At 37.2% G+C, this 22,476-nt stretch carries 20 protein-coding genes; 18 read left to right on the top strand and 2 right to left on the bottom strand.

Going from position 1 to position 22,476, the window contains the following annotated elements:
* Positions 1 to 3: 3 nt before the first annotated feature.
* The 15 genes from pstB (at position 4) to L5B76_RS09090 (ending at position 17,178) form a co-directional block, all read left to right on the top strand.
* The gene (gene pstB, locus L5B76_RS09160) at positions 4 to 771 is read left to right on the top strand and encodes a phosphate ABC transporter ATP-binding protein PstB (protein WP_115249006.1); all 768 of its coding nucleotides are present in this window, start codon (positions 4 to 6) and stop codon (positions 769 to 771) included.
* A gap of 45 nt (positions 772 to 816) precedes the next feature.
* Positions 817 to 1,530 carry a phosphate regulon transcriptional regulator PhoB gene (gene phoB, locus L5B76_RS09155; protein WP_194751761.1) on the top strand — a complete coding sequence of 238 codons (714 nt, stop codon included), beginning with the start codon at positions 817 to 819 and terminating at the stop codon, positions 1,528 to 1,530.
* Complete coding sequence (phoR, locus tag L5B76_RS09150; protein ID WP_265755170.1) at positions 1,514 to 2,812, top strand: phosphate regulon sensor histidine kinase PhoR; 1,299 nt, start codon at positions 1,514 to 1,516, stop codon at positions 2,810 to 2,812. Before phoB ends, phoR begins: the two co-directional genes overlap by 17 nt.
* A 154-nt stretch (positions 2,813 to 2,966) precedes the next feature.
* Complete coding sequence (htpG, locus tag L5B76_RS09145; RefSeq protein ID WP_265755169.1) at positions 2,967 to 4,847, top strand: molecular chaperone HtpG; 1,881 nt, start codon at positions 2,967 to 2,969, stop codon at positions 4,845 to 4,847.
* Between the two features lie 72 nt (positions 4,848 to 4,919).
* The gene (locus L5B76_RS09140; RefSeq protein WP_265755168.1) at positions 4,920 to 5,183 is read left to right on the top strand and encodes a DUF5339 family protein; all 264 of its coding nucleotides are present in this window, start codon (positions 4,920 to 4,922) and stop codon (positions 5,181 to 5,183) included.
* 30 nt (positions 5,184 to 5,213) lie between these two features.
* On the top strand, positions 5,214 to 5,948 hold the full coding sequence (locus L5B76_RS09135; protein ID WP_265755167.1) for a 4'-phosphopantetheinyl transferase family protein: 735 nt from the start codon (positions 5,214 to 5,216) through the stop codon (positions 5,946 to 5,948).
* 95 nt (positions 5,949 to 6,043) lie between these two features.
* Positions 6,044 to 7,267 (top strand): FtsH protease activity modulator HflK, encoded by a 1,224-nt coding sequence (hflK, locus tag L5B76_RS09130; RefSeq protein WP_265755166.1) that lies wholly within the window; start codon positions 6,044 to 6,046, stop codon positions 7,265 to 7,267.
* A complete protein-coding gene (gene hflC, locus L5B76_RS09125; RefSeq protein WP_103853731.1) occupies positions 7,267 to 8,151 on the top strand; it encodes a protease modulator HflC in 885 nt (294 codons plus the stop codon). The genes hflK and hflC overlap by 1 nt, the downstream gene beginning before the upstream one ends.
* 116 nt (positions 8,152 to 8,267) lie before the next feature.
* Positions 8,268 to 9,254 carry a helix-turn-helix transcriptional regulator gene (locus tag L5B76_RS09120; protein ID WP_265755164.1) on the top strand — a complete coding sequence of 329 codons (987 nt, stop codon included), beginning with the start codon at positions 8,268 to 8,270 and terminating at the stop codon, positions 9,252 to 9,254.
* A gap of 68 nt (positions 9,255 to 9,322) precedes the next feature.
* Positions 9,323 to 10,069: a PP2C family protein-serine/threonine phosphatase gene (locus L5B76_RS09115; RefSeq protein ID WP_265755163.1), complete on the top strand. Its 747-nt coding sequence runs from the start codon at positions 9,323 to 9,325 to the stop codon at positions 10,067 to 10,069.
* A gap of 59 nt (positions 10,070 to 10,128) precedes the next feature.
* Positions 10,129 to 10,959 (top strand): SIR2 family NAD-dependent protein deacylase, encoded by an 831-nt coding sequence (locus tag L5B76_RS09110; protein ID WP_265755161.1) that lies wholly within the window; start codon positions 10,129 to 10,131, stop codon positions 10,957 to 10,959.
* A 60-nt stretch (positions 10,960 to 11,019) separates the two neighbouring features.
* A complete protein-coding gene (locus L5B76_RS09105; protein WP_265755160.1) occupies positions 11,020 to 12,423 on the top strand; it encodes a DUF262 domain-containing protein in 1,404 nt (467 codons plus the stop codon).
* Entirely contained in the window at positions 12,413 to 14,344 is a 1,932-nt protein-coding gene (locus L5B76_RS09100; protein WP_265755158.1) for a DUF262 domain-containing protein, read from the top strand. Before L5B76_RS09105 ends, L5B76_RS09100 begins: the two co-directional genes overlap by 11 nt.
* Before the next feature lie 96 nt (positions 14,345 to 14,440).
* Positions 14,441 to 14,947 (top strand): opioid growth factor receptor-related protein, encoded by a 507-nt coding sequence (locus L5B76_RS09095; protein WP_265755157.1) that lies wholly within the window; start codon positions 14,441 to 14,443, stop codon positions 14,945 to 14,947.
* Positions 14,948 to 15,117: 170 nt separating this feature from the next.
* Positions 15,118 to 17,178: an AAA family ATPase gene (locus L5B76_RS09090; protein ID WP_265755155.1), complete on the top strand. Its 2,061-nt coding sequence runs from the start codon at positions 15,118 to 15,120 to the stop codon at positions 17,176 to 17,178.
* A 75-nt stretch (positions 17,179 to 17,253) separates the two neighbouring features.
* On the opposite strand, the gene yjgA is transcribed toward L5B76_RS09090, so the two are convergent.
* On the bottom strand, positions 17,254 to 17,787 hold the full coding sequence (yjgA, locus tag L5B76_RS09085; protein WP_265755154.1) for a ribosome biogenesis factor YjgA: 534 nt from the start codon (positions 17,785 to 17,787) through the stop codon (positions 17,254 to 17,256).
* A gap of 118 nt (positions 17,788 to 17,905) precedes the next feature.
* On the opposite strand from yjgA, the gene pmbA reads away from it, so the two are divergent.
* Together pmbA and hpt are read left to right on the top strand one after the other, a co-directional pair.
* Entirely contained in the window at positions 17,906 to 19,255 is a 1,350-nt protein-coding gene (gene pmbA, locus L5B76_RS09080; protein WP_265755153.1) for a metalloprotease PmbA, read from the top strand.
* A gap of 244 nt (positions 19,256 to 19,499) precedes the next feature.
* Entirely contained in the window at positions 19,500 to 20,042 is a 543-nt protein-coding gene (hpt, locus tag L5B76_RS09075; protein ID WP_265755152.1) for a hypoxanthine phosphoribosyltransferase, read from the top strand.
* Positions 20,043 to 20,114: 72 nt separating this feature from the next.
* Here the strand turns inward: hpt and L5B76_RS09070 are convergent, their stop codons facing one another.
* A complete protein-coding gene (locus L5B76_RS09070; protein ID WP_228516154.1) occupies positions 20,115 to 20,381 on the bottom strand; it encodes a DUF5339 domain-containing protein in 267 nt (88 codons plus the stop codon).
* 528 nt (positions 20,382 to 20,909) lie between these two features.
* Between L5B76_RS09070 and L5B76_RS09065 the strand changes: the two genes are divergently transcribed.
* A complete protein-coding gene (locus L5B76_RS09065) occupies positions 20,910 to 22,472 on the top strand; it encodes a cytochrome ubiquinol oxidase subunit I (protein WP_265755151.1) in 1,563 nt (520 codons plus the stop codon).
* Positions 22,473 to 22,476: the final 4 nt, after the last annotated feature.

The following is a 22,476-nucleotide window of genomic DNA, read 5'->3' as shown; positions in this document are numbered from 1 at the left end:
ATTATGCTTGACATTAAAAATAGCAAAATTGAAGTAAAAAACTTAAATTTCTATTACGGTGATTTTCACGCCTTGAAAAATATTAATTTACGCATACCAAGCAATAAAGTTACTGCATTTATTGGCCCGTCAGGTTGTGGAAAATCCACACTATTGAGAACATTTAATCGAATGTTTGAGTTATATCCCACACAAAAGGCGACAGGGGGAATTTATTTAGATGGCGATAATTTACTCACAACAAAAACGGATATCGCCATTATTCGTGCTAAAGTTGGTATGGTATTCCAAAAACCTACCCCTTTTCCAATGTCTATTTACGATAATATTGCTTTTGGAATTAAATTATTTGAAAAGTTAAGCAAATCAGAAATGAATGATCGTGTGGAATGGGCATTAACTAAAGCGGCATTATGGAATGAAGTTAAGGATAAATTGAATAAAAATGGTGATAGCTTATCTGGCGGGCAACAACAGCGTTTATGTATCGCAAGAAGCATCGCCATTAAGCCTGATGTGCTATTGCTAGATGAACCTTGTTCTGCACTTGATCCTATTTCTACAATGAAAATTGAAGAGCTTATTTTTGAATTAAAACAAGATTATACACTTGCGATTGTTACCCATAATATGCAGCAAGCTGCACGCTGTTCTGATTATACGGCCTATATGTATTTAGGTGAATTGGTGGAATTTGGTGAAACTAAAATGATTTTTGAACATCCAAAAGATAAAAGAACCGAAGACTATATTCATGGTAGAATGGGTTAGGCTCAGCTCAGTGAATTTGCGCATTTTTATATTATGGAGATGGCAATGACAACAAGGATTTTAGTCGTTGAAGATGAACAAGCTATTCGAGAAATGATTAAATTATTTCTTGAACAGCAGGGATATGCCATTATTGAGGCCTGTGATTATCAAAGTGCGGTGAAAAAAATAGCAGAAAATCCTAAATTAATTTTATTAGATTGGATGCTACCTGGACGTTCAGGTATTCAATTTATTCACTACCTGAAAAAAACGCCACAATTTGATAGCATTCCAATTATTATGCTCACCGCGCGCAGTGCGGAAGAAGATTGCATTGCCTGTTTGAACGCAGGGGCAGATGATTATGTGAGCAAGCCATTTTCACCAAAAGTATTACTTGCCCGCATTGATGCGCTACTGCGTAGAACCTATGAACAAATCCCTAATATATTGAATATAGACGGATTAATTCTTGATCAAAATGCTAAACGTGTAACCTACCAACAAAACCAAATTAATCTAAGTTCCACTGAATTTAAATTGCTCCATTTTTTTATGCAGCACCCTGAGAAAGTATATAGCCGCGCGCAGTTACTTGATTTTATTTGGGGAAATGATATTTATGTGGAAGACAGAACCGTAGATGTTTATATTCGAAGATTGCGTAAATGCTTAGAACCTTACGGTTTTGAACGTTATATACAAACCGTGCGTGGTAGCGGTTATCGTTTTTCCAATCATTTTGGAGCAATGAACGAAAATGAAACTTTCTGCTAAACATATTTTATTAGAAACGATTTTACTGATTGCAACCGCTTTCTTTTTTAGTTTATTTGCCAAAGATTTTTATTTCTGGTTAATTATTTGTTTAATTATTGCCTTAATTTGGCATCATAATAATGAATTTAAACTGCTTAGCCTTTTATATCCCCAGCTTGAATCAAAAAAAAGAAAAACAATTTTAGAATATATTCTTCCAACACAAGATTATTGGCGGCGAAAAAATCGGAAAGAAAAAATAAAAACCTTAAGGCTGCTCTCAAAATTGAATAAACATATTCAATATTTCCCAGAGGGCATTATCATCTGTCAAAAAGAGGGGGAAATCCTTTGGTGTAACAGTGCTGCGCAAGAAATATTTTCTTTCTATTGGCATAAAAAAGCACACAAAAATATTTTTAGCATTATTTTTTATCCTGAGTTTAAAGATTATTTCAATTATTCCGCGTCCCAACACCCTTTGGTTTTATTAACGGAAGATCAGCGTTACATTGAAATTAGCGCTAATATTTATGACAGTAACAACATACTTTTAATTGTGCGCGATGTAACACAATTAATTCGACTTCTTCATACTAGACAAACTTTTTTATCTAATGTAAACCACGAATTGCGTACGCCACTTACTGTATTAAAGGGTTATTTAGAATTATTAGCTGAAACTCAACCAGCAGATGCCTTATATAATAAAGCAATCCAAGCGATGCAAGAACAAAGCCAAAGAATGTCGCACTTGCTTGATCAATTAAGTCTTCTGGCAAAAATTGAACATTCTAATAATGAACATTACCCCGTTAATTTATCCGAAATCATTCATTCATTACAAAAAAACACCTTTATACTGAATGCCAATTCTCAGCGATTAGTATTTGATATTGCACCTAATTTAACAATTCTGGGGGATGAAAATCAGCTACAAAGTGCGGTTTCAAATTTAATCTATAATGCCATTCGGCACGCAGGGAAAAATGCACAAATTCATATCCGCTGGCAACCTTGTGAAGACGGCGCAATATTTAGCGTATCAGACAATGGTATCGGCATTGCAGAAAAACATCTCCCCCATCTAACCGAACGCTTCTACCGCGTTGATGAATCGCGTAATAACCAAACGGGCGGCAGTGGATTAGGCCTAGCCATTGTTAAACATATCCTCGAACAACACCACACCCATTTAGATATCACAAGCCAAGAAGGTCAGGGCAGCACCTTTTCTTTCTTAATTAATAAGAAATATTTGCTTGATGATCCCACGATGACAAAACTCCCCAAAAACTAACCGCACTTTATCTATCGTTAATCGTTCAATGAATAGAAAGTGCGGTGTTTTTTTCTGATTTTTTTGTCTAAATTATCATCAACTAAAAACCTGTTCTGTTGAAATTAAGGCTTTTGCTCTTATATAGATTTGAAATTTTAAAGAGGGAAATGCAATGAACAAAAATCAAGAAACTCGTGGATTTCAATCTGAAGTTAAACAATTACTTCAATTAATGATCCACTCACTTTACTCGAATAAAGAAATCTTCCTGCGTGAGCTAATCTCAAATGCGTCTGATGCGGCGGACAAGCTACGCTTTAAGGCGCTTTCTGCACCAGAATTATATGAAGGTGATGGCGATTTAAAAGTGCGCATTAGCTTTGATGAAGAAAAAGGCACGATCACCATTAGCGATAACGGAATTGGAATGACGCGTGAGCAAGTGATCGATCATTTAGGAACGATTGCGAAATCAGGAACGAAAGAATTTTTGAGCGCACTTGGTGCGGATCAAGCGAAAGATAGCCAGCTTATCGGGCAATTTGGAGTTGGTTTTTATTCTGCCTTTATTGTGGCGGATAAAGTAACCGTGAAAACCCGTGCTGCAGGTGTGCCAGCAGATCAAGGCGTGTTGTGGGAATCCACTGGTGAAGGTGAATATACCGTTGAAAACATTGAGAAAAAAGATCGTGGAACGGAGATCGCATTGCACTTGCGCGCGGAAGATAAAGAGTTTGCCAACGCGTGGCGTTTGCGTGAAATCATCAGCAAATATTCCGATCATATTGGTTTGCCAGTAGAAATTTTGACGCCAGAATATGATGATGAAGGCAAAGAAACGGGCGTGAAATGGGAAAAGATCAACAAAGCCCAAGCCTTGTGGACACGCTCAAAAGGCGAAATCTCTGATGAAGAATATAAAGAATTTTACAAACATTTAAGCCACGATTTTGCCGATCCGCTTTTATGGGCGCACAATAAAGTAGAAGGAAATCAAGAATATACCAGCTTGCTTTATGTGCCGTCTAAAGCCCCTTGGGATCTCTTTAACCGCGATCACAAAAAAGGTTTAAAACTCTATGTGCAACGCGTGTTTATTATGGACGATGCCGAGCAGTTTATGCCGAATTATCTGCGTTTTATGCGTGGTTTAATTGATAGCAACGATTTACCGCTCAACGTTTCTCGCGAAATTCTGCAAGATAACAAAGTAACCGCCGCCTTGCGTAAAGCGCTTACCAAGCGTTCATTACAAATGCTAGAAAAATTAGCGAAAGACAATCCAGAGCAATATTTACAATTCTGGAAAGAATTTGGCTTGGTGTTAAAAGAAGGTGTGGCGGAAGATGTGGCTAACCGCGAGCAAATTGCCCGTTTATATCGTTTTGCTTCAACGCATAATGATAGCAGCGAGCAAACTGTTTCCTTGCAAGATTATGTTTCGCGAATGAAAGAAGGTCAAAAAGCCATTTATTACATCACGGCAGATAGCTATATTGCAGCGAAAAATAGCCCGCACTTAGAGCTGTTTAATAAGAAAGGCATTGAAGTGTTGTTGCTTTCTGATCGTATTGATGAATGGATGGTAAGTTATCTCACCGAATTTGATGGCAAACCATTGCAGCCTATTACCAAGTCCGATCTTGATTTAGGCGATTTAGCGGATCAAGAACAGGAAGAACAAAAGGCACAAGATGAAGCCTTTGGTGCTTTCGTTGAACGCGTGAAAACCTTATTGGGAGATCGCGTGAAAGCGGTACGTTTAACCCATCGTTTAACGGATACACCAGCGGTGGTTTCAACGGATAACGATCAAATGACCACACAAATGGCGAAATTGTTTGCAATGAGTGGGCAGCCAGTGCCAGAAGTGAAATATACCTTTGAGCTAAATCCAGACCATTCATTAGTGAAAAAAGTGGCGGAGATGACAGACGATGCAGCCTTTGCAAATTGGGTGGAATTACTGCTTGAGCAAGCCATGTTTGCAGAACGCGGATCGTTGGAAAATCCAACCGCATTCATTAAACGTGTAAATGAGTTGTTATCTTAATAAATTAGGTTAGAATAGAGGCGTTGTCTAAAACTAGGCAACGCTTATTTTTGACTTATAAAAAGGAATGGTATGAAAAAATTTATTGTCGTTATCAGCTTATTGTTATCTGCTTGTAGTTCAGTGCTGAATGTTACTCAATCGGCTAAATTAGCTAACAGCTGCCAAACCTATTTCAATATTTTAGATGAGAATGTTGCCACTTCCACCTTACCTGCGGAAACCTTGCAGACGTTGCAACAGGATTTTGCGCAATATCGCAAAGAATTTACAAAACTCTCTGCTGAGAAACAAGAACAATTCTGCCGTGCGCGTTTGGCTCGTTTTCAACATTAATTTTCTTTCCCTGCGTAACAAGGAGCGTGAATGAGCATTTTTATTGCGTGGGGAAATATTCATCAGTCTTATCCTTTCGAGCAAATTCCAACGGCATTACTCACGCCTAAATTACGTCAAGCACCGCCTGAACAACCTCGTTTGTGGCAACGTTATCGTTGCCGTTGGGTGGCACATTTTTTGCTATGGGAATTATTAAAAACAGCACAAATTTCCACCGCACTTTTAGCAGACATTCAATATAGCCCAACCCAACGGCCGCATTTCCCCAAACCGAATATTGATTTTAATATCAGCCATTCAGGCGATTGGGTGGCAGTGATGCTCAAGGTTAATGAAAAAAATGAAAACCAAAGTGCGGTGGGAATTGACATTGAATTTCCGCAAAAAGAACGGGATTATGCTGCCTTGCTTGGTCATTTCGCTCCCGAACAAGAACAACAATGGTTTGCCAAGCAGCTTGACAAAAAAACAGCTTTTTATCGTATTTGGTGTTTGCGTGAAGCACTGTTGAAATCTCAAGGGGTGGGTATTGTGAAATTATCGGAAGTGGATCACCAAGCAGAGAGTCTGCAATTATTTTCAGCCTATTGCCCGCAAGGGGAAGCCATATTTACGCAAGAATTGCCCTTTTATTTGGCCGTTTTTGCTAATGAAACCCTTACAACAGCACATTATTTTTATTGGAATGATGAAGGCTTAATTCCCACTGAATTAAGACAAAAAATTTGCTATAAAGTGAACCGCACTTTAACGGATTTTTGACGGCTTAAAGAGAAGGAAAAGCGGGCAATCCGCCCTAGACTTCACCTATTATTTTGTTTAGACTTGTAACAATTTTTTGACAAATGGAGAAAAGAATGTCCTTTAATGGTTCAGATCAAGATCCTTGGGGAAAACCAGGGAGCAACCCAAATCAATCGGATAACAAATCCGATCCAAATAACCAATGGGATAAGCGCAATAAGCAGGAACAATCCCCACCTGATCTTGAAGAAGTCTTTAGTAATTTATTGAAAAAACTCGGCGGCGGTCAAAATGGTGGCAACCATAATGGCGGCGGCAAAGGCCTGTCTTTCGGCTTAGGTAAATTGTTACCTGTTGCCGCGGTGATTGGTGCGATTGTTTGGGGCGTGAGTGGTTTTTACACTGTGAAAGAAGCGGAACGTGGCGTGGTGTTACGTTTTGGTGAGCTGGAAAAAATCGTACAACCAGGTTTGAACTGGAAACCGACTTTCGTAGATAAAGTGATCCCCGTTAATGTGGAACAAGTGAAAGAGCTGAAAACCCAAGGGGCAATGCTCACCCGCGATGAAAATATGGTGAAAGTAGAAATGACCGTACAATATCGGGTGAGTGATCCAGCAAAATATTTATTCAGCGTAACCAATGCCGATGACAGCTTAAACCAAGCTACCGACAGTGCCTTGCGTTATGTGATTGGCCATATGTCAATGGACGATATTTTAACCACAGGGCGTTCTATTGTGCGTGAAGACACTTGGAAAGCCTTGAATGGCATTATTCAGCCTTATGATATGGGATTAGAAGTGCTTGATGTGAACTTCCAATCTGCGCGACCACCTGAAGAAGTGAAAGCCGCCTTTGATGATGCGATCAAAGCACAAGAAGATGAGCAACGCTATATTCGTGAAGCGGAAGCCTATGCTCGCGAGCAAGAGCCAATCGCGCGTGGTAATGCACAACGCATTATTGAAGAAGCCACGGCCTATAAAGATCAAGTGGTGTTAAATGCGCAAGGGGAAGTGGAACGTTTCCAACGCTTATTGCCTGAATTTAAAGCAGCGCCGCAATTATTGCGTGATCGCTTATATATTCAAACCATGGAAAAAGTGATGGCAAACACGCCAAAAGTATTGCTTGATAGCAACGGCAATAACTTAAGCGTGCTACCGCTCGATAAAATTTTATCGCCAAAAAGTAGCGAAAAAAGCACCGCACCTAACTCATCAAATTCACAAAGTGCGGTGAAAAATCAGGAAATTTATTCCGAAACTCGCTCTTTTTCCAACAGTGAGAGCTATCCACAATCATCTGAAAATCGCCAAGGGAGATTTAACTAATGCGTAAGATTTTAACCCCTGTTTTACTGGTATTGCTCGCGGTGATTTATTCTAGCCTTGTGATTGTAGATGAAGGCACGCGTGGCATTATGTTGCGTTTCGGCAAAGTTCATCGTGATTCAGACAATAAAGTGGTGGTGTATGAGCCGGGTTTACACTTCAAAATCCCATTTATTGACTCAATGAAAGTGTTAGATGCACGCATTCGCACGCTAGACGGTGCGCCAGATCGCTTTGTTACCGTTGAGAAAAAGGATCTTTTAGTGGATTCTTATGTGAAATGGCGAATTAGTGATTTCGGCCGTTTCTTTACCGCAACAGGTGGCGGCGATTATACTCAAGCGTCCAACTTATTACGCCGTAAAGTGAATGACCGTTTACGCTCTGAAGTGGGTTCTCGCACCATTAAAGACATTGTGTCAGGGACACGCGGCGAATTAATGGTTGGTGCGCGCAAAGCCTTGAATACAGGGCAAGATAGTACCTCAGAATTAGGGATTGAAGTGGTTGATGTACGAGTAAAACAAATCAATCTCCCTGATGAAGTGTCTTCATCAATCTACCAACGTATGCGTGCAGAGCGTGATGCAGTGGCTCGTGAGCATCGTTCACAAGGTAAAGAAAAGGCAGCATTTATTCAAGCTGATGTGGATCGTAAAGTTACGGTAATTCTGGCCACCGCCAATAAAACGGCACAAGAATTGCGTGGTAACGGTGATGCCGCCGCCGCCAAACTCTACGCCGATGCCTTTGCGCAAGAACCTGAGTTTTACAGCTTTGTGCGTAGTATGAAAGCCTACGAAAAAAGCTTTGCAGAATCAAACAATATGCTGATTCTCAAACCAGACAGCGACTTCTTCCGCTTTATGCAAGCGCCGAAGTAAAATATATAAGGGCTATATCTATATTAGATTAGCCCTAAACTTCTCACTATTCTCACAAAATATTCACTTGCTTTTGCTATAATTTTATAATTGAAGCTAGAGGAAATTATAAAATTATGACAACTCGACCAAAAGATATTGATGCTACGCTTTTGCAGATAGAAATTTTAAGGATTATTCCTAGGCTGCCAGCGAGCATAGAGGCAAAAACGATTCACGAAAAACTGAAAGATTTAGGCTTTAATCGTGATTTACGTAGTATTCAGAGAACGCTACAAGCACTTTGCTTACATTTTGACGATTTAGAATGTAACAATGATAGCAAGCCTTATACCTATTATTGGAAAGAGCGTTCAGCTGGATTTGCGCTACCCGTTTTGAATGAGCAGCAATCACTATTACTCAAACTCGCAGAAAAACAGCTTAAATATTTGTTACCCGCGAATATTATGTCCTCAATGAAACCATTTTTTGATCAAGCTGATCGAATGATTTCAGGGGCTTACCCAAATGACAAAGAAAAGCCTACACATCAATGGCTCGATAAAGTTTGTGTTACTCCAACAACTTTACCATTAATTCCTGCCGAAATTGGAGAGGATATTTTTTCAGCCGTTAGCCAAGCGCTGTATCAGAACAAGTTACTCAAGATCGAATATCAAAACTCAAGTGGCAAACAACACTCGGCAACTATTATGCCTTTGGCAATTGCACAGCAAGGTGCGAGCATTTACCTAATTTGCCGTTTTGATGGATTTTCCGATAACAGAATACTGGCAATGCATCGTATCTGTAAAGCAGACATCTCTACATTTAGCTTTAAGCGACCTAAAGATTTCAACTTGCAGGCCTATCAAGATGAGGGCTATTTAGGTTTTACCCGTTATCAAACTATCCGCAAAATTCGCTTGACGTTTTCTATTGCAAAATGGGCAGGATTTCATTTAACGGAAACCCCTCTTTCCAACGATCAACAGATTTTAGAAGAAAGTGATCAACATTACCGCTTTCGTGCAACCCTGCCTGAAAATGATATGTTGGATTGGTGGCCTTTAAAATTTGGTGAGGATATTTGGGATATTGAGCGAGAGCCATTAACATAGTTTGCTCCCTATATTCCCTATATCATTTGAATAAAACTACTGGTAAACAGCCAATTAGGAGAATCCTTATGCCATTTCAACTCACATTTTGCCAGCAAGCTGGTAATCATAGAAAACACAATCAAGATGCTTTATTCAATGGCGTGAACGTTTACCAATGGAAGCTAAAAAATGCTGAAAATGTTATTTTATATGAGGATAGCGTAATTTTTGGCATCGCCGATGGTGTTTCTAATAGCCCAAAACCTCAACTCGCTAGCCGATTTCTAATGGAACAATTAAGTCAATGTCAATCGCTTAGTTCAGCTTGGCTAAGGGATATTCAAAATAAGTTAAGTGAACGATATGCACAATCTTATTTTGGAACAAGTAGTACCTTTGTTGGCTGTGAATTATATGCAGATGGAAGTGGTAAAATAGTCAATACAGGCGATAGCCGAGCCTATAAAATCACGATAAATGGCGAGTGGCAACAACTCAGTTTTGATCATACTATTCTTGCTGAAATGCAGGCTCAAGGTTTGGCTGATGAGCAAACGGAATATGCATCAATGTATCAAGGTTTATCTGATTGTATTAGTGCTAATTTTGATGAGGCAGATTTCCGTATTAATGTTGCAACATTTCAACTAGCAAAAGGCGAAAGCATATTACTTTGCTCAGATGGTTTGCACAATTACATTACGCCGATACAGATTAAACAAATTTGGCAAAAATATCCTAATAGCATTGAATGTCTTCAAACTTGCAGAAAAATAGTAAAAAAGCACCGCACTTATGATGATTTTTCTGTCATTTTGTGCGAATTTTTATAATTTAACGACATAATTTGTCGCTTCTCTGGCTAAAATGATAAAAAATAAAGGAGGAAGCGATGAATAACGATCTAAATTATGCGGTTGAGCTTATTCGCCAAGCTGATGGCATTCTAATTACCGCTGGGGCGGGAATGTCTGTTGATAGTGGTCTACCTGATTTTAGAAGTGTTGGAGGATTTTGGAATGCCTACCCTCCACTTAAAAAATTTAATTTGCAATTTATAGATATTGCAACACCTTTTGCCTATGAACAACGTCCTGAACTTGCTAAATGGTTTTTTGCTCATCGCTTAAATCAATATCGCCAAGCCGAACCTCACGAAGGTTATACCATTTTAAAACGCTGGGGTGAAAATAAGCAATACGGTTATTTTGTATTTACCAGTAATGTGGACGGGCATTTTCGTAAAGCAGGGTTTAATGAAAGTCGAATTTACGAGTGCCACGGCACGTTAGATCGCTTGCAATGTATGAATAATTGTCAAAACCAATCTTGGTGGTCTTATGGCTACAATCCTATTACGGATGACGAACAATGTATCGTCGTGAGTGAAGCACCAACTTGCCCCAATTGCGGGGGCTTAGCACGGCAAAATGTAATGATGTTTAATGATTATACTTATTGCGAAAACTATCAACTTATTAAATATACACGACTTAATGAATGGCTAGGTAAAGCCCAGCGTCCAATAGTCATTGAAATTGGTGCAGGAAAAGCCGTACCGACAGTTCGCCATTTTTCCGAACGCATCGCCAAGCAGAAAAAAGGTGGTTTAATTCGTATTAACCCGATTGATGCAGGTGTGCCAAAAATGCACTTTTTGAGCTTGAAAATGGGAGGATTAGAGGCGTTGAGAGCAATTGATGAGTTATTGCAAGCAGATTAAATCTGATGAAATTTTGTTACAATATGTTGTATTTCAAATTATAGAAAGTAGGAAAAGAGAATGACTGAAGAAATTGCAAAAATAAAAAAAATTAAAGAAATAGTGATGGGTAAATTATCTATTCCTGATTATCAGCGACCTTATAAATGGACGACAAAAAATATTACCCAACTATTAAATGATCTTTATTCTAATTTTGATAAACATAATAAAAAAGTTTATCGAGTTGGAGCGATAGTTATACATGAAGATAAAACTGAAAATAAATCTAATATTGTAGATGGACAACAACGGTTAATTAGTTTGTCATTAATTTTATATTTATTGAATAAAGATAGCTCCTCACCATTATCAGGCGATTCCTTACCATTATTAAATGAAAAACTTCCTCATAGCATTAGTGCTGATAACTTAATAAAAAATAAAAATGCAACCGAGCAGTTTATTCAAGATAGAGTAAAAGATAAGAAGGCATTTTTCAACTATATTTTAGATATATGTGAATTGGTTTATATTGAATTAGAAAATATTGATGAAGCATTCCAGTTTTTTGATGCACAAAATGCAAGGGGGAAATCACTTGCACCCTATGATTTACTTAAGGCATATCATTTAAGAGAGCTAGATGCAGATAAACAAACCGTTTATCAATGTGTAGAAAATTGGGAAAATGCAGTAGATGCAGACATTGCTGATTTACAGCAAGTTATTAGTAATACCCTGTTTCGATTACGCCGTTGGTATAAGTATCAACGGGCAGAATCTTTTACTAATAAAGAATTAGATACCTTTAAAGGAGCTAATGCTAGCGATAATTATCCTTATATTAATCAGCAGTTAGCTAATTTCAATTTATATAAGCTGTATCAGACTTTCCCTATGCTAATAGATCGTAGATTTAGTCAGCTAAGTTTTCAATCTACTCAACCTATTATTAATGGCGAACTATTTTTTAAATATATTGAACATTATAGACAAAACTATATATTCTTATTTGATAAGAAAAGTGGGTTTTTAAATAATCGTGAAATTTTTAAAGAGAAACTAGATTATTTACAAGATGGAAAACCATTAAATTCTTTGAAGGAATATGGGTTAATACATTTTATCAATAGTTATCCAGGGGCTAATCGTGTAGGCGATGGATATATTAAAAACCTATTTCAATGCTTAGTTATGCTTTACTATGATAAATTTGGTCAAGAACATCTTGTTCAAGCGATAGAGAAATGCTTTAAATGGTGTTACCGCATTCGCTTAATGCAAGGAAGAGTTTTTTATAGAACGATAGAAAATGAAGTATATGGTGAGCATAGTCTATTCTCTCATCTTATGAGAGTAGAGAAATCAAGAGAATTTTTAGAATTCATTATTGATAAATATAAACAAGAATTTGATTTAAATAATAATACAGGATTATCAATATTACTAGGATCTGATTTGGAGAATAAAAATGGAAAATAATCAAGTGAAAACATTAACAGTAAGCGAGTTATGCAATGGTGATAACTACATTATTCCAATTTATCAGCGTAATTATGCTTGGGGAAGAGATGAAATTGAGCTATTGATTCAAGATATTTCAGAAGCACTAAAAAATGAAGAGAATAAAGAGAATAAAGAGAATAAAGAGAATAAGGAAAATAATTATTATATTGGTAGCTTGGTCGTTGCAAAACGAAAAGATGGTTATGAGGTTATTGATGGACAGCAACGGCTAACAACATTGAAATTGTTATTAAGTTATTTCAATAAGAATCCAAATATTAATTTGAATTTTGAGTATCGTGATGAATCTAATCAAAGCCTAAATAACTTAGGTGATAATAAATATGGGAACAGTATTGAAATAGGGTATAAATTTATCTTAGATATTTTTAGTAAAAAAATAGTAAAAGAAAATAAAGAGAATGATTTTATTGAAGAGTTTTCTGGTTTTTTACTAGATAAAGTCGTGATTTTAAGAACTGAAGTGCCAGAAGATACCGATCTTAATCATTATTTTGAGATTATGAATAATCGAGGTGAGCAGTTAGAGAAGCACGAAGTGTTAAAAGCTAGGTTAATGGAAAAACTCACTGGCGATGATGATAAAAAACTATTTGCATTAATTTGGGATGCCTGCTCAGATATGTCTGTATATGCAATTAAGCGCTTTCCTTATTCAAATGATGAGAATAAGAATATAAGAACTTCAGACGCATTTTTTGGTGAGCTAGTAAATAAAATACCAGAAAATTTCGATAAAATGAAGAACATCTTAAATAAGATTAAATATACTGATGAAGGAACTAATGAGGAGAGCATTTTAAATTTATTGGAACAAACTAATAATAAAATTAATCAAGATAAAGGAAGTGATGAAGATGGAAACTTCAAATCCATTATTGATTTTCCAAACTTCTTAATGATTGTATATAAGATTTCTCGTGGTGGAGATGTACCATTAAATGATAAATATCTTCTTAATGAATTTAAAGGGATGGGGGATGAACCTGCGACCATAAAAAAATTTATCCTTCTGTTACTAAAGGTTAGATTGATTTTTGATCGATACATTATTAAGTCAAAAGAGGAAGAAGATAGCTGGATTTTAAATGGCGTAAAAAAATATAAAGATGGCGCCTTTAGGGAAGTTAATACCTTTGGAACTGCTTTGGAACGACTTGACAATGATGTTGATAAAGATGGTGATACAGATGATTTATCTGACAATCATACTAAAATAGTGCAGTTATTATCAATGTTCCATACTTCATTTAGGCAGAAGACCTATAAAAACTGGTTGTTTGATGTTTTAGAGAAATTAAGTAAATTTAGTGAATTAGAAAATACATATAGTTTAAGTGCTGTTGAATATATAGAAATTTTAGAGCAGTTAGCTTATAAGTATTATAAAAACTCTGAAAGACCTGATTTATTTGAATCAGGTGGGCAGAATATACCAAATTATATCTTTAACTATTTAGATTATCTGTTATGGAAAGATTGGGATAATCATGGCAAGGATAATAAATTTTTGAAGAAAAATGAGTTCGTATTTTCATTATCTCGAAACTCTATTGAACATTATTTACCGCAAAGTAAAAGAGATAGTTTACTTAGTGATATAGAGGATATAGATAAGAGAGAAGAAGTTTTAGATAGCTTTGGAAATCTATGTTTGATTTCACATTATCAGAACTCATCACTAAACAATGAAGTGCCATCGGAAAAAAGAAAGCGGTATGAAAGTGGAAGTTTAAAATGTATTAGTCCTAAGCAAGCACTAATGCTTTCTTGCTCTTGCGAAAGTTGGGGAAAGAAACAAATTGACAAACATAATGAAGACATGATTGAAATTTTAGAGTCTGAAACCAAAAAGTATATAAATAATATTAGCTAAAGTAGGAACCCCTGCGAAATAAGGGGTTCGTATGCTGTAAGATGTTGAGATGTTTGAAAGCGGTAAGTGAATTGAATAATATTATAGGTATTTGTTATGAATCGGCACCCTATTATTGAATTTTATCAAGGTAAACGCAAAACAAGTCAGGCTAATCTGAGCTTGGAAGAAACGTGGAAGCTTGAAGAATTTATATTAAATCAGGGCTATTTTTGGATTGCGTGGTTGTTTCCCGTAGAAAAACCATCAAAATGGAACAATCTCGCACCCGCATTTCAGCCACAAGATACGGCGTTTTTCCGTAATGATCCCAATCTTCAAGATAAATTTTTAACAACGTTTAAACATATTATCCGTTATTGGGGATTATATTTGGAAAATGGTGAACTCAAAATTAGCGAGGAAGTAAAGAATCGAGATTATTGGATTAGGCATATTGGACACGAAGATAAAAAAATTTCTCGTATTATCGTAAGCCTTAATTTATGTGGACATCCAGAGCTTGCAAAGCAGCTGCAGCATATTGCTATTCAATTGGGAATGGAAAAGGGTACACCAAAACCTGAAACAGTTGAAATTTGGAAGCGGTTATTAGATGAATAATCGCTTTACCAGCTAAACGTAAGCGGGTTGTATAACCAAGAAAGACGTTTTATCTGGTTTGTAGAAAGGTTAAAATTTGAAATATTTTAGAATATAGCTTCCTTTTGCGACACAAATTGTCGTACTCATAAATATAATTTCTCGTGTGAAATCACCAAAAGGAATGTTTTATGAGTAAATATCAATTAAACCCTTCAACCGTTTCGCTTTATTCTGAAAAAATTATGCTAAAAGCAATGTTTGAGTATAAATTATTTTCAGAATTTTTTAGTAATAATTGTTATGATGATGACGATGTGGCATATGCTCTTGGCTTGCCACAAGAAATGGAAACAGACGCAGACCTCAAGCAACAAGCCCGGGAGCTATTAAAGCAACGCTATCAAACTATTTTGGCTCAAAAAGAAGAGCCAAAAAATTGGCAAACTGCGCATGATAATTTAACGAAACTTACCGAATTTCTTGAATTAACCGCTTGCGAAAAAGCGATTATGAGGTTTACATTCCATTTACAAGCAGAGCGAGGTTTGCGCGATTTGTTGGGGTATCTACCTAAAGGGGATTTAGACCAAGCCGCATCAATTTTAGCAAATTTGATCAATCATCCTAAGAGAGAGGTGAGATTTGCACTCACTAAGCGAAGCAAACTGAGGAGCTATGGCTTGATTGATGCACGCAATTATTATTCTAATTATCTTCACGATTACTTACGCTGGGGAGATGCTTTAGATTTTGATGATTTTGTCATTTTACCCATTACTGAAGAATCCTTAATTGAGCAAGCTACTATTCCAACACCACCTTGTACATTAAAACTTAGCCACTATGATCATATCGCTAAAAATAGTGAAATGATGCTAAATTACTTCAAATTTTCCATAAACAGCAAGAAAAAAGGGATAAATATGTTGCTTTATGGTGCGCCAGGAACGGGTAAAACCGAATTTGCGGCACTATTAGCTGAAACATTGAATGTACCCGCTTATACAATGGTAAGCCAAGATAAAGATGGTGATGTGTTAAGTGGTAGAACACGTTTAGAAAACTGCCGTTTAGCACAAAAATTATTGGCAGGAAAAAAAGCAATCATTATTTTTGATGAAGTGGAAGATGTTTTCTCAGGTTCCTTAATGAGCCATTCTGTTGCTCAAGAACATAAAGCCTGGGTGAATGATTTCTTGGAAAATAATGCTATTCCAATGATTTGGATATCCAACTCAGTTAGTTGTATTGATAATGCCTATTTACGCCGTTTTGATATGGTATTTGAAATGCCGATGTTACCGAGTAAACATAAAGAACAACTGATTACAGAGTTGGTGGGCGATAAACTTTCTACCGATTATATCCAATATTTTGCTCAAAATGCCGATTTATCGCCAGCGGTATTAAGTCGTACTTTAAATCTAATTAATGTGTTGCCTACAGAAAATGCCGCAGATTTTGCTGATAAAGCATTAACAATGTTTAATCAAATGCTCGCTTCACAAGGCTTTAAAAAAATCGAACCTCTTGTCGAAAATAATGTTGCTTATAATTTGGATTGGGTCGCTTGTAGAAATAATATACATAAAATTAGTGAAGGATTAATGCGTTCGAAACGAGGGCGAATTTGTTGCTATGGTCCGCCAGGAACAGGAAAAACAGCGTGGGCAATGTGGTTAGCACAAGAAATGGGGCTGAAAGCCTTAATTTGCCAAGGCTCAGATTTATTAAATAAGTATGTCGGTGGAACAGAACAAAATATTGCACGGGTATTTCAGCAGGCGAAAGAGAATAATATGGTGCTGATTTTTGATGAAGTCGATACTTTTTTGTTTGCTCGAGAAAATGGGCAACGTAGTTGGGAACATAGTCAAGTAAATGAAATGCTGACTCAAATTGAAAAATTTGAAGGCTTGCTCATTGTTTCAACGAATTTAATGGATAATCTCGACCCAGCTGCTTTACGTCGTTTTGATCTTAAATTACATTTTGAATATTTAGTGCCAGAACAGCGAAAAGATGTAGCGATCAATCAAGTAGCGAAATTAGGCTTAACAAGTTTGAATAAACAAGAACTTGCTCGATTTCAATATCTAGATAATTTAACCTTAGGCGATTTTGCTGCCATTGCCCGACGCCATCATTTTTCCCCTTTTGAAACCTGTGTTGAATGGTTAAATGCGTTAGAAGATGAGTTATCTTTAAAACCTAAAGTAGAAACTAATTTGGAAAAATGGGTGCTTTAGGTTAAAACAAGCGTTTTCAGCAAAAAATGGCACGTTAAGCGTGCCATTTTTATTGAGATATGTGAGAATTACAAATTATTCCTCAATCGCTAATTCTTTCAAATATTGAAAAAGTTCACGATAGGCTTTAGGGGGCTTGTTTTGTGATTTTTCTTTTTGTGCTGCGCGGATTAGGTTGCGCAGATGTTGGCGATCGGCATCAGGGTAGTCATTCAGTACATTGCTTAATGCTTCGTCCCCTTTGGCGATGAGTTCATCACGCAGTAATTCTAATTTATGCAATAGCGCTTGTTGGTGATTGTGTTTATTCTCGATTTTATCCAAGGCTTCTTGAATTGGCTCAGCATCTACTTGGCGCAGTAGCTTACCAATATATTGTAGTTGGCGGCGTTTTGCTTCTTTTTGTAAGCGTTGAGCGAGCGCGATGGCATCAAGAATATTTTCTTCCAATGGAATTTTTTCTAAGTTGGTTTTGGTTAGATTTACCAATTTTTCACCCAGCTGTTTTAAGGCTTCCGCATCACGTTTTATTTCACTTTTGCTTACCCAAATAATTTCTTCTTGTTCTTCATCTTCCCAATCAAATTGTTCTTTTCTACGTTTTGCCATAAGGTTTTCCTAAATCTAAATGCGCTAAATGGGCGTTAGTGTAGCATAATTTCGGCTAAATTAGCGAGATAAGGGAAAATGGGATAGAATACGGCAAATTTTGATAAGAGGTTAAAAAATGCAACAAAATCCTACCGCACTTTTAAAACAGCAAGAACAAGAATTGCGTGAGGCTGTGAGTTATGCCATTGATATTGCAACAAAAGCGGGCGCAAGCGCGGAAGTTGCCGTGACCAAAGTGAATGGGCTTTCTGTTTCCACACGTTTACAAGAAATTGAAAATGTGGAATTTAATAATGATGGGGCGTTGGGTATTTCTGTTTATTTAGGCCAACAAAAAGGGAATGCATCTACATCCGATATTAGCCCTAAAGCCATTAAAAATGCCGTAGAAGCAGCATTAGCCATTGCAAAATATACCTCCCCTGATGATTGCGCCGGCTTGGCTGATCGCGATTTAATGGCGTTTGATGCGCCAGATTTATCCCTTTATCACCCCACTGAAATTGATGTGGATCAGGCGGCAACGTTAGCATTGAATGCAGAAAAAGCGGCATTAGATTATGATGAGCGTATTGTGAATAGTGAAGGGGCTGCTTTTAATTCTCATACTGGCGTGCGAGTTTATGGCAACAGTTATGGAATGTTGCAGAGCTATTTGTCTAGCCGTTATTCCCTTTCTTGTTCGATGATTGCGGGGGAAAATGATCAGCTTGAGCGTGATTATGAATATACCATTTCGCGTTATCCAGATAAGTTAGAAAATCCCGCTTGGGTGGGGGAAAATGCGGCGAAAAAAGCCTTATCACGTTTAAACCCGCAAAAAATTGCGACCCAAGAAGTGCCAGTAGTGTTTTTAAATGATGTGGCAACAGGGCTGATCAGTCATTTGACCGCAGCGATTAGTGGCGGCAGTTTATACCGTAAAGCGAGCTTTTTATTAGATGCCTTAGGCAAGCAAATTTTGCCAGATTGGTTTCACATTAGTGAACGCCCACATTTAATAGGGAAATTGGCTTCTTCACCTTTTGATAGTGAAGGCGTGCGAACGCGTGATATGGAAATTATTGACCAAGGCATTTTGCAAACTTACTTATTAACCAGTTATAGTGGGCGAAAACTCGGTATGCAAAGCACGGGCCACGCGGGTGGTATTCATAATTGGTTAGTGAAACCAAATTTGCAAGGCGGATTGACCGCACTTTTAGAAAAAATGGGAACAGGCTTGTTAGTTACGGATCTCATGGGACAAGGCGTCAATCTCGTTACTGGTGATTATTCCCGTGGCGCAGCAGGATTTTGGGTGGAAAATGGGGAAATCCAGTATCCTGTGGCTGAAATTACCATTGCAGGATCACTTCCCGAAATGTTTAAGCAAATTGTCGCCGTGGCGGACGATGTTGAACATCGCTCTAACATTCAAACTGGTTCAATTTTGTTAGAAAAAATGAAGGTATCAGGAAATTAATTTTATAAATGAGAATTATTCTTATTGACAATGCTTTTTAGTTTGCTAGAATGAAGGCGTTTGTTAAGTATTGTTGTTGAAAATGATCATTCATTTTTAAGATGCTCCAAACAAGTAGAGTAGAAAGTAAATTCGTTAGGGTATTTAAAAGGCTGAGACTTATATCTCGGCCTTTTTTTTGCTACAATTTCACCGTTTTTAACTCAATCATTTCGCCATTGGCGGGCTTAAAGGTAAATTAATAATGAAAAAACACTATGTAGATGTGATGATTTCGGAACAAGATGTGCGTGCAAGAATTAGCGAATTGGGCCGTGAGATTACGCAATATTATCATCAGCAAAAGGTAGAAAAACTGATTGTGGTTGGCTTGTTGCGTGGTTCATTTATGTTTATGGCTGATCTTGTGCGTGAGATTGATTTACCGGTAGAGGTGGAATTTATGACCACCACAAGCTATGGCAGCGGAATGACAACAAATCACGATGTGAAAATTAGCAAGGATCTTGATGGCGATATTCGTAACGAACAGGTTCTCATTGTAGAAGATATTATTGATACCGGCTACACCTTACAAAAAGTGCGTGAAATGCTAAAACTGCGTGATCCCGCTTCATTGCGTATTTGTACTTTATTGGATAAACCTTCGCGCCGTGAAGTGGAAGTGCCAGTGGATTGGGTAGGTTTCACGATTCCTGATGAATTCGTGGTGGGCTACGGCATTGATTACGCACAGCGTTATCGTAATTTGGGTTACATTGGAAAAGTGGTTTTACAAGAAGTGTAATGTTTACAAAGATAAAAGAAAGGCTTGTGTTTAACAAGCCTTTCTTTTTATTATTCTCTTAAGGTATTGATTTTAATCGTTATCTTGCTGAATAGAAGTAAGTTTAGCTAGTGCAACATCGCAACTTTTAATCTGGGTCGCAAGCTCCATTTCTAAAATCTGTTTTTTACTTTGTTTTAGCTTACTTTTGATTTTATTTAATTGAGTATGTGTACCCGGTTGTTTCTCAGCCTGAGAGATCAGTTTTTCTGTTTCTTTAAACAGTTTCTGACATTGTTGAGGAATGGCATTTTGTTGTGCTGCATTTGCCGTAGAGAAGGTAACAAATGTACAGGCCATTATGGTTGCCAAAAGAGCGGTCTTTTTCTTGAGCATTTTGCTGAGACTCCTTTTATTTTAAAAAAATTTTAAATCCATTTATAAATCAATCTGTTATGGATAAAGAAAAATTGTAATAGGTTAATGAATAAAAATAAACAAGAGAAACTTATCAAAAAAATCCGCTGAAGTCTAGTTATTTGCCGTTTTTTTAGTCTATATTTTTAACTTTGTTATAATTGATGTTGTAAAAATGTTGGGAAAATTTATAATTCCAGCTTTGACTTAAATAGCCTGGTTATTTGGAGTTGAAATGTAAAAATGTGATCGGTGTGGCATTATTCGCTATTTTTTATCCATACTTTTAGTAGTAGAATAATACCGATCTGGAGTTATGTGCGTTTCGTTTGTTACAAAATGGTTATAATTTAGTCGTTTTTGTAACAAAGGTAATTCAGCATAATTGCCTTAAGGGTGTACCTTTAAGATTTTGGGGTGATTACACAGTAATCATTGGTTTAGAACTTGTAATATTTACAAGGAGTTGAGATGTTAGACGTTGTTGAACTCTCTAGATTGCAGTTTGCATTAACTGCGTTATATCACTTCTTGTTTGTGCCATTAACATTGGGTTTATCTTTCATTCTTGTGATTATGGAAACCCTTTATGTGGCAACAGGCAAAGAAGTTTATAAAGATATGACAAAATTCTGGGGTAAGTTATTTGGTATTAACTTTGCCTTAGGGGTAACAACTGGTATTACAATGGAATTCCAGTTCGGGACTAACTGGTCATATTATTCACATTATGTGGGCGATATTTTTGGTGCACCACTGGCAATTGAGGCATTATTAGCCTTCTTCTTAGAATCTACCTTTGTTGGGTTATTCTTCTTCGGTTGGGATCGTTTATCAAAAGGTAAGCACTTACTCTCAACATACTGCGTGGCTTTCGGTTCAAACCTTTCTGCAATGTGGATTTTGGTGGCAAACGGCTGGATGCAAGCGCCAGTAGGCTCAGATTTCAATTTTGAAACAATGCGAATGGAAATGACCAGCTTTATGGATCTTTGGTTAAATCCAGTTGCACAAAGTAAATTCCTACACACGTTATCTGCAGGTTATGTTTCAGGCGCATTCTTTGTTTTAGCAATTAGTGCTTATTACATCTTAAAAGGACGCGATATTGGCTTTGCGAAACGCTCTTTCTCTGTGGCTTCGGTCTTTGGTACTATTGCCGTGGTAAGCGTGCTTATTATGGGTGATGAATCAGGCTATGAAATTGGCCAACATCAGCCAATGAAATTGGCCGCAATGGAAGGTGAGTGGCATACTGAACCCGCACCAGCTAACTGGAATATGATTGTGGTGCCAAATCAAGCAGAAAGACATAATGATTTTGCCTTACAAATTCCTTACGCCGCAGGGATTATCGTAACTCGTTCATTGGATAAAACCTTTGCAGGGATTAACGATATTTTAGTGGTGAATGAACAACGTGTTCGTCAAGGTATGGTGGCTTATGGTTTGCTTGAGCAATTAAGAGCAGAGAAAAAAGCCGGTCAAATCAATGAAGAAACCAAAGCACAATTTGATGCAGTGCGTGGTGATCTTGGTTATGGCTTACTATTAAAACGCTATACAGACAAAGTGGTTGATGCAACAGAATCACAAATTAAGCAAGCAACCTTAGATACTGTACCTAATGTTGGGCCAACATTCTGGGCGTTCCGTGTAATGATGGCAGCAGGTGGCTTAATTCTTATCTTAATGATTGCCGCCGTGGTACAAAATGTGCGTAAAACAGTGGGTAAAAGCCGCTTCTTGTTACACGCATTATTATGGGGACTTCCGCTTCCTTGGCTTGCCATTGAAAGTGGCTGGTTCTTAGCGGAATATGGTCGTCAGCCTTGGGCTATTTACGATATGTTACCAGTTGGTGTGGCAGCATCGAACTTAACCACTGGCGAATTATGGTTCTCAATCGGTCTGATTTGCGCCCTTTATACTATTTTCTTAGTAGTGGAAATGTACTTAATGTTTAAATATGCTCGTCTTGGCCCGAGTGCATTAAAAACAGGTCGTTACTACTTTGAGCAGTCATCTAAATAATTAG

Origin of the sequence: Avibacterium sp. 21-594, assembly GCF_026226815.1 — a bacterium.
GTDB lineage: Bacteria > Pseudomonadota > Gammaproteobacteria > Enterobacterales > Pasteurellaceae > Avibacterium > Avibacterium avium.
Note: the sequence above shows the minus strand (reverse complement) of the source record. Positions and strands in the feature narration are given on the sequence as shown.

What these genes read in the sequence shown, in the direction of transcription:
- pstB (WP_115249006.1), top strand. Translation starts at nt 4, where the DNA reads ATGCTTGACATTAAAAATAGCAAAATTGAAGTAAAAAACTTAAATTTC.
- phoB (WP_194751761.1), top strand. Translation starts at nt 817, where the DNA reads ATGACAACAAGGATTTTAGTCGTTGAAGATGAACAAGCTATTCGAGAA.
- phoR (WP_265755170.1), top strand. Translation starts at nt 1,514, where the DNA reads ATGAAACTTTCTGCTAAACATATTTTATTAGAAACGATTTTACTGATT.
- htpG (WP_265755169.1), top strand. Translation starts at nt 2,967, where the DNA reads ATGAACAAAAATCAAGAAACTCGTGGATTTCAATCTGAAGTTAAACAA.
- L5B76_RS09140 (WP_265755168.1), top strand. Translation starts at nt 4,920, where the DNA reads ATGAAAAAATTTATTGTCGTTATCAGCTTATTGTTATCTGCTTGTAGT.
- L5B76_RS09135 (WP_265755167.1), top strand. Translation starts at nt 5,214, where the DNA reads ATGAGCATTTTTATTGCGTGGGGAAATATTCATCAGTCTTATCCTTTC.
- hflK (WP_265755166.1), top strand. Translation starts at nt 6,044, where the DNA reads ATGTCCTTTAATGGTTCAGATCAAGATCCTTGGGGAAAACCAGGGAGC.
- hflC (WP_103853731.1), top strand. Translation starts at nt 7,267, where the DNA reads ATGCGTAAGATTTTAACCCCTGTTTTACTGGTATTGCTCGCGGTGATT.
- L5B76_RS09120 (WP_265755164.1), top strand. Translation starts at nt 8,268, where the DNA reads ATGACAACTCGACCAAAAGATATTGATGCTACGCTTTTGCAGATAGAA.
- L5B76_RS09115 (WP_265755163.1), top strand. Translation starts at nt 9,323, where the DNA reads ATGCCATTTCAACTCACATTTTGCCAGCAAGCTGGTAATCATAGAAAA.
- L5B76_RS09110 (WP_265755161.1), top strand. Translation starts at nt 10,129, where the DNA reads ATGAATAACGATCTAAATTATGCGGTTGAGCTTATTCGCCAAGCTGAT.
- L5B76_RS09105 (WP_265755160.1), top strand. Translation starts at nt 11,020, where the DNA reads ATGACTGAAGAAATTGCAAAAATAAAAAAAATTAAAGAAATAGTGATG.
- L5B76_RS09100 (WP_265755158.1), top strand. Translation starts at nt 12,413, where the DNA reads ATGGAAAATAATCAAGTGAAAACATTAACAGTAAGCGAGTTATGCAAT.
- L5B76_RS09095 (WP_265755157.1), top strand. Translation starts at nt 14,441, where the DNA reads ATGAATCGGCACCCTATTATTGAATTTTATCAAGGTAAACGCAAAACA.
- L5B76_RS09090 (WP_265755155.1), top strand. Translation starts at nt 15,118, where the DNA reads ATGAGTAAATATCAATTAAACCCTTCAACCGTTTCGCTTTATTCTGAA.
- yjgA (WP_265755154.1), bottom strand. Translation starts at nt 17,787, where the DNA reads ATGGCAAAACGTAGAAAAGAACAATTTGATTGGGAAGATGAAGAACAA.
- pmbA (WP_265755153.1), top strand. Translation starts at nt 17,906, where the DNA reads ATGCAACAAAATCCTACCGCACTTTTAAAACAGCAAGAACAAGAATTG.
- hpt (WP_265755152.1), top strand. Translation starts at nt 19,500, where the DNA reads ATGAAAAAACACTATGTAGATGTGATGATTTCGGAACAAGATGTGCGT.
- L5B76_RS09070 (WP_228516154.1), bottom strand. Translation starts at nt 20,381, where the DNA reads ATGGCCTGTACATTTGTTACCTTCTCTACGGCAAATGCAGCACAACAA.
- L5B76_RS09065 (WP_265755151.1), top strand. Translation starts at nt 20,910, where the DNA reads ATGTTAGACGTTGTTGAACTCTCTAGATTGCAGTTTGCATTAACTGCG.